This is a genomic window from Aeromonas sp. S5(2024), assembly GCF_041403025.1.
Taxonomy (GTDB): Bacteria; Pseudomonadota; Gammaproteobacteria; order Enterobacterales; family Aeromonadaceae; genus Aeromonas; species Aeromonas hydrophila.
The window spans coordinates 19007-32369 of the sequence record NZ_JBGLRI010000002.1 but is presented as its reverse complement, the minus strand read 5'-3'; the positions used below and the strand labels follow the sequence as shown (position 1 = coordinate 32369).

Annotated in this window: 12 protein-coding genes; 8 read left to right on the top strand and 4 right to left on the bottom strand. The window is 61.6% G+C overall.

What is annotated here, in order from left to right; all coding sequences use genetic code 11:
* Positions 1 to 174: 174 nt before the first annotated feature.
* From asrA to cysG, 4 genes are all read left to right on the top strand, one after another.
* Positions 175 to 1233, top strand: coding sequence for an anaerobic sulfite reductase subunit AsrA (gene asrA, locus ACB032_RS04025; protein WP_166463876.1), 1059 nt, complete (start codon positions 175 to 177; stop codon positions 1231 to 1233).
* 1 nt (position 1234) lies between these two features.
* Positions 1235 to 2074 (top strand): anaerobic sulfite reductase subunit AsrB, encoded by an 840-nt coding sequence (asrB, locus tag ACB032_RS04020; RefSeq protein ID WP_371137403.1) that lies wholly within the window; start codon positions 1235 to 1237, stop codon positions 2072 to 2074.
* Between the two features lie 11 nt (positions 2075 to 2085).
* Positions 2086 to 3096, top strand: coding sequence for a sulfite reductase subunit C (asrC, locus tag ACB032_RS04015; RefSeq protein ID WP_049047804.1), 1011 nt, complete (start codon positions 2086 to 2088; stop codon positions 3094 to 3096).
* Between the two features lie 172 nt (positions 3097 to 3268).
* Positions 3269 to 4660: a siroheme synthase CysG gene (gene cysG / locus ACB032_RS04010; protein ID WP_371137402.1), complete on the top strand. Its 1392-nt coding sequence runs from the start codon at positions 3269 to 3271 to the stop codon at positions 4658 to 4660.
* An 87-nt stretch (positions 4661 to 4747) separates the two neighbouring features.
* On the opposite strand, the gene ACB032_RS04005 is transcribed toward cysG, so the two are convergent.
* Both ACB032_RS04005 and ACB032_RS04000 read right to left on the bottom strand, forming a co-directional pair.
* Complete coding sequence (locus ACB032_RS04005; RefSeq protein WP_371137401.1) at positions 4748 to 5350, bottom strand: hypothetical protein; 603 nt, start codon at positions 5348 to 5350, stop codon at positions 4748 to 4750.
* Positions 5351 to 5621: 271 nt separating this feature from the next.
* A complete protein-coding gene (locus ACB032_RS04000) occupies positions 5622 to 5939 on the bottom strand; it encodes a heavy metal-binding domain-containing protein (RefSeq protein ID WP_011706400.1) in 318 nt (105 codons plus the stop codon).
* A gap of 437 nt (positions 5940 to 6376) precedes the next feature.
* Between ACB032_RS04000 and ACB032_RS03995 the strand changes: the two genes are divergently transcribed.
* From ACB032_RS03995 to ACB032_RS03985, 3 genes are read left to right on the top strand one after another with little or no spacing between them, the layout of a single operon-like run.
* Positions 6377 to 7495: a hypothetical protein gene (locus tag ACB032_RS03995; protein ID WP_371137400.1), complete on the top strand. Its 1119-nt coding sequence runs from the start codon at positions 6377 to 6379 to the stop codon at positions 7493 to 7495.
* A 24-nt stretch (positions 7496 to 7519) separates the two neighbouring features.
* On the top strand, positions 7520 to 8599 hold the full coding sequence (locus tag ACB032_RS03990) for an HBL/NHE enterotoxin family protein (protein ID WP_371137399.1): 1080 nt from the start codon (positions 7520 to 7522) through the stop codon (positions 8597 to 8599).
* A 45-nt stretch (positions 8600 to 8644) separates the two neighbouring features.
* Positions 8645 to 9445, top strand: a complete 801-nt coding sequence (locus ACB032_RS03985; protein ID WP_371137398.1) for a hypothetical protein — start codon at positions 8645 to 8647, stop codon at positions 9443 to 9445.
* A gap of 105 nt (positions 9446 to 9550) precedes the next feature.
* Here the strand turns inward: ACB032_RS03985 and ACB032_RS03980 are convergent, their stop codons facing one another.
* Positions 9551 to 10843 (bottom strand): NAD(P)/FAD-dependent oxidoreductase, encoded by a 1293-nt coding sequence (locus tag ACB032_RS03980; RefSeq protein WP_011706404.1) that lies wholly within the window; start codon positions 10841 to 10843, stop codon positions 9551 to 9553.
* 78 nt (positions 10844 to 10921) lie between these two features.
* Positions 10922 to 11461: an alpha/beta hydrolase YcfP gene (gene ycfP, locus ACB032_RS03975; protein ID WP_016351064.1), complete on the bottom strand. Its 540-nt coding sequence runs from the start codon at positions 11459 to 11461 to the stop codon at positions 10922 to 10924.
* A 469-nt stretch (positions 11462 to 11930) separates the two neighbouring features.
* Between ycfP and ACB032_RS03970 the strand changes: the two genes are divergently transcribed.
* On the top strand, positions 11931 to 13346 hold the full coding sequence (locus ACB032_RS03970) for a nucleobase:cation symporter-2 family protein (protein WP_371137397.1): 1416 nt from the start codon (positions 11931 to 11933) through the stop codon (positions 13344 to 13346).
* The last annotated feature ends 17 nt before the right edge of the window (positions 13347 to 13363 follow it).

The following is a 13363-nucleotide window of genomic DNA, read 5'->3' as shown; positions in this document are numbered from 1 at the left end:
CTGCCGCGACGCACGCGCCGCCAACACAATAACAATCGGGTCAGTTGAGCAACATGAGTCATAAAAACAGACCGTGGCGAGGCAAGCGCGGCCAGCACAGGTGCCAGACACTCTGAGCGGTCTGCTCCTCATCCCTATGCCAGGGCATCTCGCCCTCATACAAGGTGTTTATTTATGTCGTTTCTTCTCACCCATCCCGCGCTGGCGCAGCTGTTCGAGCGGCTGCTGCCCGATTACCGGATCATGGCGCCCGCGGCCGAATATCGGGGCGGCCGCTTCTCCGACACCGACAACGTCACCTATCACAGCATCCGTCATCCGGCCGATCTGGTGTGGCAGGAGAAGTCCCACTTCTCTCCGAAAGAGGTGGTGCTCCCCATCACCCAGACCCTGTTCCACTTCGACAATCTGGAACTGCGCGAATCAAAGGTGGAGGCCAAGCCCACCCTGCTGTTTTTGCGCAGCTGCGATATCCACGCCCTGCGCAGGCTGGATCAGGTCTATCTCAAGAACGGCCAGAACAGCGACGTCTACTACGCCCGGCTGCGCAGCAAACTAAAGCTGGTGCTGCTGGAGTGCCGCGAGAGCTTCGAGAACTGCTTCTGCGTCGCCATGGGCAGCAATGAGACCCGGGACTACGCCGCCGCCATTCGTCTGAGCGATGAGGGAGCCCGCATCGAGGTCAAAGATCCCGAACTGCTCGGCTACTTTGCCGAGCTGGGCGAGCCCGACGACTTCACCCCGGAGTTTGTCCAGAGCAACCCGGTCAAGGTCCGCACCCCGGACAGCGTCTGTGACGACCCGCAGCGGATCCGCCAGATCCTCACCGCCCATCCGGTCTGGGCCGAGTACGACAGCCGTTGCATCGGCTGCGGCCGCTGCACCACCTCCTGCCCGACCTGCAGCTGCTACAGCGTGCACGACCTCACCTATGCGGAGAATCCCAAGCAGGGTGAGCGCCGTCGCCAGTGGGCCAGCTGCATGGTGGATGGCTTCAGCGACATGGCCGGTGGCCACGGTTTTCGCGCCAAACACGGCGAGCGTCTGCGTTATCGCGCCCTGCACAAGGTCAATGACTACAAGGCCCGTCAGGGGGAGGAGCACATGTGCGTCGGCTGCGGCCGCTGCGACGATCGCTGCCCTCACTACATCTCCTTTAGCAACATCATCAACAAGATGACCGATGTGGTCGAACAGACCATCGCGGCCGACCACGCGCAGGGGGCGAACTGATATGTGCCAGTGCCAGCAAACCGCAACAGCAGAACAGCTGCAGGACGTGGTCGAAAACCGCTTGTTGCCCAAGGCCTACACCATTCTGGCCATCGAGCGCCACACCGAGCTGGAGTGGAACTTTCGGGTCTCCCGCGACTTTGATGTCCACTACGGCCAGTTTGTCGAAATCTCCCTGCCCACCGTCGGCGAGGCGCCCATCTCGGTTTCCGACTATGGCGATGGCTATGTGGATCTGTTGATCCGCAAGGTCGGCAAGGTCACCGATGCCCTGTTTGCCCTCGATGTGGGCGACAAGATGTGGATGCGCGGCGTCCACGGCAACGGCTATCCGCTGGAGACCTATCGCAACCAGCACCTCATCGTGGTGGCGGGCGGCACCGGCGTCGCGCCAGTCAAGGGGCTGCTGCGCCGCTTTAGCAAACACCCGGAACAGGTGAAATCCCTCGATATGATCCTCGGCTTCAAGAACGAGCAGGCGGTGCTCTATCGCCACGAGATGCAGCTCTGGGCCGAGCGCCAGAATCTCATCGTCACCCTGGATGAGGGTGAGGAGAGTGAGCAGTTTCGCATCGGCCGGGTCACCGACTACATCGATCAGCTGGATCTCGCTGACAAGGAGGATATCCAGGCCATCGTGGTCGGCCCTCCCATCATGATCCGTTTCGTGGTGCTCGCTCTGCTTGAGCGCGGCATCCCCAAGGAGCGCATCTGGGTCGACTACGAACGCCGCATGGCCTGCGCCGTCGGCAAGTGTGGCCACTGCCGGATGGGTGACACCTATATCTGCGTGGATGGACCGGTCTTTCGTTTTGACCAGGCCCAGCATCTGATCGACTGAGGGAGAACACCATGAGTCTCGATATCGACATCATCAAGGCCCGCGCCAAGAACGAATACCGCCTATCAAAAGTACGCGGTGAGGCGATGATCAGCGTGCGCATTCCCGGCGGGATCATGCCCGCCCACCTGCTGGCGGTAGCCCAGCAGATCGCCGAACAGTACGGCAACGGCCTGATCCACCTGACCACCCGCCAGAAGCTGGCGATGCCCGGCATCAAGTATCAGGACATGGACAAGGTCAACGCCGCCCTCGAGCCCTTTATCAAGGAGATCGAGGTGGAGACCTGCGGCATAGAGGTGGATGATACCCGCGCCGGTTACCAAACCATCGGCGGGCGCAATATCGTCGCCTGTCAGGGCAACACCATCTGCCAGAAGGGCAATATCGACTGCACCGGGCTGGCCCAGCGGATGGAGAAACACCTCTACCCCAACCCCTATCACCTCAAGATGGTGATCGCCGGCTGCCCCAACGACTGCGCCAAGGCCAACATGGCCGACTTCGGCATCCTCGGCATCGCCAAGATCCACTTCAATGCCGAGCGCTGCATCGGCTGCGGCGCCTGCGTCAAGGCGTGCAGCCACCACGCGGTGGATTGCCTCGCCATCAAACATGGCAAGGCGGTCAAGGAGGAGAGCAAGTGCATCGGCTGTGGCGAGTGCGTGCTGGCCTGCCCGACCCTGGCCTGGCAGCGGGATCCCAAGCAGCTCTACATGGTCAAGCTGGGGGGACGCACCAGCAAAAAGACCCCTCGTACCGGCAAGCTGTTCCTCAACTGGGTGACCGAAGAGGTACTGCACGCGGTGATCAAGAACCTGTTCGAGTTTGAGGCCGAGATGCTGGATGGCAAGCCCATCTACCTGCACATGGGTCATCTCATCGACCGGGCCGGTTATCACAAGTTCAAGGAGCGGGTGCTGCGCGGCGTCACCCTCAACCCGGAAGCCATGGTCGCTGACCGCATCTTCTGGGCCGAAGATCAGTACGTCGCCAACATGCATGTCAAAGCGGTGCAATAGGAAAAACCTCGTTTGGGGAAGCTGATCATAGTGGCCGACAACCGGTGGGGATCTGTCGTTGGCCCGGGCGTGGATCACGCTTCCCCCTTTTTCCTCTCACTGAGTTTCTACTCCTTCTCCTCTTTTCGTCCTGCGCAGCCCGCTGCTGCCGGACCCGCATCCGGAGCCCGTTATGGACTTTCTCCCTCTCTTCTGTCAACTGCAACACAAGCCGGTGCTTATCGTCGGTGGTGGCGAAGTAGCGGTGCGCAAAGCGCGTTTGCTGCTCGATGCCAAAGCCCGGGTGACCATCAATGCCCCCCATCTCGAGCCCCAGCTGATGAGCTGGGCCGAGCAGGGACTACTGACCGTCTGCGCCGCCGACTTTCACCCCGAGCTGCTCGATGGCAAATGGCTGGTGATCGCCGCCACCAACCAGCCCGAGGTCAACCAGCTGGTTTTCAACGAAGCGAACCTGCGCCAGATCTTCTGCAACGTGGTGGACTCTCCTGCCCATTGCAGCGCCATCATGCCCGCCATCATCGACCGCTCGCCGCTGATGGTGGCCATCTCCAGCGCAGGAGCGGCGCCGCTACTGAGCCGCCAGCTACGGGAAAAACTCGAAGCCATGCTGCCGCAACACCTCGGCCAGCTCGCGGCGCTGGCGGGCAAGCTGCGCGAGCGGGTCAAGGCCATACCGGACAAGCTGGCCCGACGCCGCTTCTGGGAGCGGCTCTTTAGCCATGAGCGACTGGCATGCCAGCTGGCTCGCGGTCAACAGCAGGCCGCCGAAGAGAGCATCAACGCGCTGCTCAATGAACCACAGCAGAGCAAGGGAAACGTCACCCTGGTGGGCGCCGGCCCCGGCGATGCAGGTTTGCTCACCCTGAGCGGCTTGCAGCAGCTGCAACAGGCGGATGTGGTGGTCTATGACCGGCTGGTCTCGCAGGAGGTGCTGGCACTTGTTCGCCGGGATGCCGAGCGGATCTTTGTCGGCAAGGAGGCGGGCCGCCACTGCGTACCCCAACAGGCGATCAACCAGCTGTTGCTGGATCAGGCACGGCTGGGCAAACAGGTGGTCAGGCTCAAGGGGGGCGATCCCTTTATCTTTGGTCGTGGTGGCGAGGAGCTGGCGACCCTGGCCGAGGCGGGGATCCCCTTCTCGGTGGTACCGGGCATTACGGCGGCCTCAGGCTGCGCCGCCTATAGCGGCATTCCCCTCACCCACCGCGATCACGCCCAGCGGGTGCAGTTCATCACCGGCCACGACAAGGAGGGCAATATCGCACAGGAGTGGTCGGCGCTGGCGGCCCCTCGCCAGACGCTGGTCTTCTACATGGGGCTGGCCCATGCCGGCCGCATTCAGGACGAGCTGCAGACTCACGGCCTGCCCGGCCACACCCCGGTAGCACTGGTGGAGCAGGGCACCCACCTGCAGCAGCGGGTGGTACGCGGCGAGCTGCAACAGCTGGCGCTGCTGGCAACCCAGGTCGGCAGTCCGAGCCTGATCATCATCGGTTCGGTGGTGACGCTGGCCGACAAGCTGGACTGGTACGGCGAAGCCAATACCCTGGCCGGAGTGTAACCGCTCATAGCGCGCCCCTTAGCAGACCAGTAAAAAAGCGACGCAGGCCATGGCCTGCGTCGCTTTTATCGGAATTGGGAAACGAATTTATTCAAAGGAGATAGGACCGGTCGAGCCGGCATCCGTATCCTGCCAACTGCTTTCGCTGCGCACTCGGGGATCGCCCTGCAGGGTATAGAGGATCATCCCCTGACGAAACTGCAGGGCACCGTCAGTGCGCTTGGCCTTCACCCTGACCTCGTTGACCCACACCTGCTCCTTGCCATCGATCCGGATCTCGGCCACGGTCTGACCGGTACCGCTGTTCTTGGCGGTCCACTTGCCCTGATAGGGAGAGTTCCCCTTGGCCATCGGCAACGCGGCCGCCTTGCCTGCCGACCAGGATTGTACGGTACAGATGCCATTGGCACGCTTGTCGTGCTTGATGGCGTAGTCGATGCTGGGCTCGCTGGTGGCGGAATCCGAGGTGATGCCGATCATGATCTTGCCGCTCTGGGCCGAATAGGCATTGGGGGCATCGGTTTTCAGGGTGGCCTTCTTGCCGTTGATGTAGACGCTTCCCCCTTCTCCCTTGACCTGGATATTCATGGGGCAGCTGGCGCTGAAGTTGGGCACGGCCGCCACAACGCTGCCAGCATGGGCAGTGATGGCCAGGGTGATGATGGTCAACAGAGCTGATTTTTTGTGCATCTTGATACGCCTTGAGAGAGATAAAATTCATCCATGCCGGATGTCGTCCTGATGGCACACACTCTAGTGCTGACAGCTCACCGCCGCCCAGTTAAAAAATATGAAATCGGCAGCGGGCCATTATTAAAAAATATTAAAGATAACAATCAACAAGTTATGAGCATGCATTGGCACATTTTCCGCTGATGGCCAGGAAAGCGGCACCGCCAGCACCCACAAAAAAGCCGATAACCAGGTTATCGGCCTTTGCCAAAGCAGGGGGAGCGCAGGTTTAAACCAGCACGGCGGTGCCGCTGATGCTGACCATCAGCATGCTGCCACTTTGCCCCACCACCTCGTAGTCGATGTCGATACCGACCACCGCATTGGCCCCTAGTGCCGCGGCGCGCTCCTTGAGCTCGTCGAAGGCGATTTCCCGGGCTCGGGCCAGCTCTTTTTCATAGGCGCCGGAGCGGCCGCCGATAATGTCGCGGATGCCGGCGAACAGATCCTTGAACACGTTGGCGCCGAGAATGGCTTCGCCCACGACGATGCCGCGGTACTCGCGAATGGTCTTGCCTTCCAGGGTGGGAGTGGTTGAGAGGATCATCTTGCTTTCCTTGTGGAGTGTACTGGGCAGACAGCCTAAAGCAGCGCAGGAGACCAGGCAAGCAGGCAGACTCGATACGTGCCAGCCAGACCCTGGCTGATCGTCTCCCATATCCCACAGCCACAGCCCGTTGACAGGCCTGTTTACTGGCAGAAGTTATCGGCAAAAGACAACGCCGAGCCACCAAAACGCCCCGTGCAGACGCCCCTTTCATTAGCCGATCCGGCTCAAACATCAAGTGACAAAACTATCAGTTGTGACCCATTTTGCCTTTCCCTAGGGTGAGTCTGTCCCGGCACCAGCGCGGGGACAGACCCACTTAGTCACGAGGAAAGCAGCATGATGCAGCAGGATACCCGACTACCTCACCCCACCCTCGCACTGGGGGCATGTTCCCCCACCAGCTCGCTCGCCGACAACGCTATGGAGACCATGTCATGACCACGATCGCCACCCTGGATCTGGGGGATCAAGGTCTGCTGGCCGCCTACCTGTCGGCGACCTCACCCGCCCTGCTCAACCAGACCTATGCGAACTTGCTGTTGATGCAGCAGTCCTTGGCCAACAGCGAGATCGACTCCACCCTCGCGGTAAAAATCGAGGCCTACCAGGCCCAGATGATGAATCAGGCACGCTATTACCAGCAGACCAACCTGTCCGGCCTTATCCACCTGCTGAGCAACGGCTCCAACTTCTACGCCCTGGTCGCCGCGTTCAACCGCCTGCTGGGTCAAGAAGACGACGCCACCGTTCTCGCGGGTGGGGCCCGGCTGGGACAGCAACTGACGTCCCTCGTCGATCAGTCCCAGAGCTACCGGCTCAATGCCCAGGCACTCAATACCCGCGTGCAGGTGGCCTGGAGCTCCCTGCGCCCCCTGATGACGCAGTTCAACGACGTCATCACCCAGCTCGAGCAGGATCTGATGGCCGACGCCAAGCGTCAGACCGAGATCATTGACACCCTCAACCAGGCTATTGCCGCCAATATCCAGGCGATCGTCGATGAGGGTGGCAAGGCCGGTGAGGGCGTCAACCAGCTGGGGCGAGCCATCGTCACCTCGCTGACACTGGAGCAGAAACCGGCCGACAAGGGGGCCAAACCCGCCACGTCGCAGGAGATAGCCAAAGAGACCGATCAGCAGACCCAGTACATGATCTCCGGCCTCGAGGCGCTCTCCTCCGGCATCGCAGGCTCCAGCCAGGCGGCCCGCGAGCTCAAGACCAACACCGACAAGCTGGCCCAGGCCTATCAGGCGCTGGCTGCCACCAACACCCTGCTGAGCGTGGCCAAGTCGGTACAGGCGCAAAACCAGCTGTTTGTCGACACCTACAGCCGGGTTGCCGACACCGTTACCCAGTTGCCCGCAGGCTGGCAGAAGGTGGCCGACGCCTACCAAGGGGCCGTGCCCGTGGTCACTGACCTCAACAGCCCCGACGACGTACGCCAGCTGCGACGCACCGTGGCGCTCAACACCCAGTCCTGGCAGCTGCTCTCGAGCCAGGTTGACGACATCAAGGCAGCCTACGCCGGCAACGGCATCCTGCCCGACGCTTAATCCCACCACGCAAGGACACGCCAAATGACCAACGCAACAACCATTACCATGGACCAGGGTATGGCCAACCAGGCTTCCCAAGCCATGCAGATCCAGACCTACTGCAACAGCGTCAAGCAGCAGGTGCCGGTGGACTTCAGCCAGTTCCCGAACCTCAAGGACAACCAGACCCAGATCAACCAGGGGCTCGAGCTGGCGAAGGGGCACGCCGACCTCTATCTCAATACCATCCAGCCGCAGATCATCACCAACATCAGCAACATCTCCAACTACTTTGCCCTGCAAAACGCCATTCCGGCCGTGCTGCCGCCCGGCTCCACCAAGGCGCAGTGGCTCCGGCAGCTGAGCGTCATCAAGGAGCAGGCCACCGAATATCAGCGGCTCTCCTCCGACACCCGCCTGGTGATCGTCAATCTCAACAACAACCTCATCACCGACTCCAGCAACTTCCAGGGGATCGTGGTGAACCTCAACAGCAAGGTGCAGGGGGATAACGGGGTGCTCGCCCAGCTCAACGGCGACATCGACAAGGTGAACGCGGCCATCGACGGCGCCATCGCCGGCATCGTCGCCGGGGGGCTGCTGGTGATTGGTGGCGCCTTCGTCACCGCCATCGGTGCCGTGGCTGACTTCGTGACCGCCGGCACCTCGACCCCGGTGGTCATCGGCGGGGTTGCCATGATGGTGGCCGGAGCCGGCGGTATCACGGCTGGCGCCATAGTGCTGCACAACTCGCTGGGCGCCCGCCAGGATCTGTACCAGAAACGCAGCAGCCTCAACAGCGAGGTGCTGATCGCCACCCAGATCGGCAACGGCTACAAGGGGCTGCAGGTACAGGCGCAAAACGCCGTCACCGCCGCCACCCAGATGAGCAACGCTTGGGACTCCCTCACCTCCGATCTGGGCAGCCTGATCACCGACCTGGACAAGGGGATCACCAGCGGCGACGACATCCGTCAGCTCTGGCTGACCGCCGCCGACACCACGGTCAAGACGGTGCTCACCGACGTGACCACCATCAAGGCCCAGATGGCCGGGGTGAGCCCGCTGCAAGTGCCGCAGACCGACACCATCGCCAACTTCGTGGCGCGCCTGGCCGCCTAAACCCCGGGAGGGCGGCCTGGCCGCCCTCTTTCATAAGGAGATCCCATGAGCAACGGCATTCTTTCCCAATCCATTGCCAACATGCAGCAGGCCGAAGCGACCATTCAGTCCTTCAGCGGTCTGCCGCAAAACGCCATCAACATCCAGCAGAACGTCGGTGAGGTGGTCGCGGCCCTGCTGCCCCAGGTGCAAACCATGCAGCAGCAGGTCCTGGCATTTGCTGCCCGCCTGGAGCTGCAACTGACCCAGCAGCTGGCCAATACCGGCCCCTTCAACCCCGATGCGCTCAAGGCGTTCGTCGATCTAGTCCAGCAAGAGATCGCCCCCATCCAGACCCTGACCGCCCAGACCCTGACCGCCAGCCAGACCGCCAACGATCGCATCACGCAAGACAACATAGCGTTGCAACGGATCGGCGTGGAGCTGCAAGCCACCATCGCCGGGCTGCAATCCAACCTGGACGGTGCCCGGCAGGAGCTCGACTCCCTCAACAAGAAAAAACTCTACCTGCTGGGGCTGGGATTGCTGGGACTGCCGGGCCTCATCGCCCTGGCCGTCACCCTGACGCAGACCCAGAACAAGGTGAGCAGCCTGGAGGGACAGGTGAACCAGATTGAGGGGCAGATCCAGCGTCAGCAAGGCTTCCTCGGCCAGACGACGGCCTTCTCCCAGCAGTTCGGCTCCCTCATCGATCGGGTGAGCAAGGTGGGCAACACCATCACCCTGCTCGGCGGCGACATTGCCAACGTCGCCCGCGATGCCGGGCAAGGAGATCCGGAGCTGGCGCGGCTGTTCTTCACCGCTGCCCTCACCGAGGTGCGCACCCTGCAGGTGGACGCCTCCTGATACGCCCGCAACAAAAAAGGAGAGGCCAGGGCCTCTCCTTTTTCATAGTGCGCGTTTCATGGTGCGCGGGGGCATTGCCGCCCCGCCACATTTGCCCCAGGCGGCTTAGTGCAGCTTCAGGGTCGGGCGCAGCACCCGGTTGATGCGGCCCACCAGCATGATAAGGCCGGTCTTGACGTAGCCGTGCAGGGCAATCTGGTGCATCCGATAGAGCGAGATGTAAACCAGACGGGCGATGTAGCCCTCCACCATCATGGAACCGCGCATCAGGTTGCCCATCAGGCTGCCCACGGTGGAGAAGCGGCTCAAGGATACCAGCGAACCGTGGTCGTGGTAGAGGTAGGGCTTGAGCTCGCCACCGTTCATCTTGGCCAGGATGTTCTTGAACGCCTGGGTCGCCATCTGGTGGGCGGACTGGGCGCGCGGCGGCACGAACTTGCCGTCCGGCTGCGGGCAGGCGGCGCAGTCACCGATGACGAAGATGTTCTCGTCACGGGTGGTCTGCAGAGTCTCTTTCACCACCAGCTGGTTGATGCGGTTGGTCTCAAGACCGGCGATATCCTTCATGAAATCCGGCGCCTTGATACCGGCTGCCCACACCATCAGGTCCGCTTCAATCAGCTCGCCATCCTTGGTGTGCAGACCCTCGCTGGTCGCTTCGGTGATCATGGTGGCGGTACGCACGTCCACGCCGAGCTTGACCAGCTCCTGATGGGCAGCGCCGCTGATGCGCTCCGGCAGCGCCGGCAGGATGCGGGGGCCCGCTTCCACCAGGGTCACCTTCAGGCTGTCGGTGGTCAGATTCTTGAAACCGTAGGCATAGAGCTGCTCGACCGCGTTGTAGAGCTCGGCAGAGAGCTCGACACCGGTGGCGCCGCCGCCGACGATGGCAATCTTCACCTTGTCGCCCGGCTGGTATTCGGTGGCGAACTGCAGGAAGCGGTTCATCATGCTGTTGTGGAAACGATGCGCCTGGGTGGGGCTGTCCAGGAAGATGCAGTGATCCTTGATGCCCTTGGTGTTGAAGTCGTTGGAGACGGAACCGATGGCCATCACCAGGTAGTCGTAGGGCAGCTCGCGCTCGTTGACCACGATGTCGCCGTTATCGTCGACGATCTTCCCCAGCACGATGCGTTTCTCGTCGCGCTTGATGTCGGTCAGGGTACCCAGCTGGAAGTCGAAGCCGTGGTTCTTGGCGTGGGACTGGTAGCTCAAGGCGTCGATACCCGCGTCCATGGAGCCGGTGGCCACTTCGTGCAGCAGGGGTTTCCACAGGTGGGTACGGTTGCGATCAACCAGGGTGATCTTGGCCTTGTTCTTCTTGCCCAGCTTGCGGCCCAGGCTGGTGGCCAGCTCCAGACCGCCGGCACCGCCGCCGACGACAACAATATTGGTCATGGTTAATTACCTCGGTTCCATTAAAGCGAAGGGAGCCATCGGCTCCCTTGATAGTTGAATCCATGACGTGACGATCAATCAGGCTTCTTTGAAAGCCTTCATCTGTTGCAGGTGATGAGAGATGTTCTTGAACTTGTGCGTCTCTCGCTCATCCCACACGATGTTGTAATAATTCTTCAATTCACGCTCAGTTTCGCCATTATCGCGCACTTCATCCTGAACGGAAAGGATACAGAGGCAATTTCCTGAATTTTTACTACGAAATTCAGACACACATTTGGTGCCGATATCCTCGTACTCTTCCGGTCGGTCGATCTTGCCCTGCATGGTGATTTCGGGGTGCAGGTTGGGGTTGAAGATCACCTGTTTGATGCCGCACAGGAAGCCGATGCGCTCGCTCCAGTACCCACCCAGCCCCACCCCGCAGATGAGGGGTTTGGGATCGGTGCTCATGTCGAGCTGCTTCTTCACTTCCTTGAGCAGGTGGCTCATGTCATGACGGGGGTGAACCGTGCTGTAGTGCACGAAACGCACATCATCATCAATAAACTGCAACTGCAGCACTTTCTCGTGATTGCCCGGGCTGGTGGCATCGAAGCCATGCAGATAGATGATCATGGATAAGACCTCAGGATCTGTGTCGGTTTTATCGAAACTACCCCAGCGGCGGGGCCCTGCGCCACCAAAACATCCTACTTTCTTGCTTTGGATCACGCCCTCGGTTACGGATGAAACCAGACGGTGCGCAACCGTCCGCTGCCGGCTATCAATCTGAGAGCCCGGCCGACCGAAATGATAACCGGGCTACCAATCTGAAAGCCCGGCCCCATCGACTGGCAAACGATTGTCAGTCATCGGCGCGTGCAAGCGTGATCCCGCCTGCAAAAATGCGCATGAACAGGGCCAACAGACACCCATGCATACCGACTGAGCACGGTTCCTGCACTCACTCTGCGATACCGCGTGAAGGCAACCTTCGCCTGCGCGGCCGGATCCAGGGCGACCCGGACCCCATCCATGAACGGGGCAGCCAGCCTGCCCCATCTTGCCCGGCTCTTGCCGCCGGGTCGCAAGGAGTGATCTGTTCATGAACCAGACCCAGCCCCCCGGGGCGGCCAAGGGCCGCGCCATCGACGAAGTAGAGCGCCTGCTCCCCCCCGGCCAGCTCTTTACCCTCGGCCTGCAGCATGTGCTGGTGATGTATGCCGGCGCCGTGGCGGTGCCGCTGGTCATCGGCGGCAGCCTGGGGTTGCCCAAAGATCAAATATCCTATCTCATCAGTTCGGATCTCTTCTGCTGCGGCATCGTCACCCTGCTGCAGTGCCTCGGTATCGGCCGCTTCGCCGGGATCCGCCTGCCGGTCATCATGTCGGTCACCTTCGCCGCCGTCATGCCCATGCTGGCCATCGGCGCCAACCCGGCGCTGGGGCTCACCGGCATCTTCGGCGCCACCATCGCCGCCGGCATCCTCTCCACCCTGCTGGTGCCGCTCATCGGCCGCTTGATGCCGCTCTTCCCCACCGTGGTGACCGGGGTGGTTATCACCTCTATCGGGATCAGCATCATGCAGGTGGGGATCGACTGGATGGCGGGGGGCAAGGGCAACCCCGAGTACGGCAGCCTGCGCTACATCGGCACCAGCTTTCTGGTGCTGGCCTTCATCCTGCTGGTAACCCGCTTCACCAAGGGCTTTTTCAGCAACATCTCGGTACTGCTCGGGATCATCTTCGGTTTCGGAGTGGCCATTGCCATGGGAGAAGTGAGCCTGGACGGCCTGAGTGAAGCCGCCTGGTTCGCCCCCATAGTGCCGTTCGCCTTCGGCTGGCCCACCTTCGCTCCCATCTCCATCGCCACCCTCACCGTCATCATGCTGATCACCTTCATCGAGTCGATGGGGATGTTTCTGGCGCTCGGCGACATCGTCGGCCACCCGGCCAGCCGGGGTGACATAGTGCGTGGCCTGCGGGTGGATGGCATCGGCACCATCATCGGCGGCATCTTCAACAGCTTCCCCCACACCTCCTTCTCCCAGAACATCGGGCTGGTGAGCGTGACCGGGGTGTCGAGCCGCTGGGTCTGCGTCATGTCGGGGGGAATCCTGCTCGCCTTCGGCCTGGTGCCCAAGATGTCGGTGCTGGTCGCCTCCATTCCCCCTTTCGTGCTGGGAGGCGCCGGCATAGTCATGTTCGGCATGGTGCTGGCTACCGGCATCCGCATCCTGGCCAGGGCCGACTACAACAGCAATCGCCACAACCTCTATATCGTCGCCATCAGCTTAGGGATAGGCATGATCCCCACCGTCTCCGGCCACTTCTTCCAGCACTTCCCCGCCGCCCTGCAACCGCTGTTTCACAGCGGCATCCTGCTGGCCACCCTCAGCTCGGTGCTGCTCAACCTCTTTTTCAACGGCTACCAGCCGGACCTGCGCCACCAGCCGAGGCCCCTGCTGGTGGGGCCGGTGCGCCCGCCCGCTCAGCCGCAGCCAGGCAAATCCACCCCATAAAAAACCGCCGGACAGCA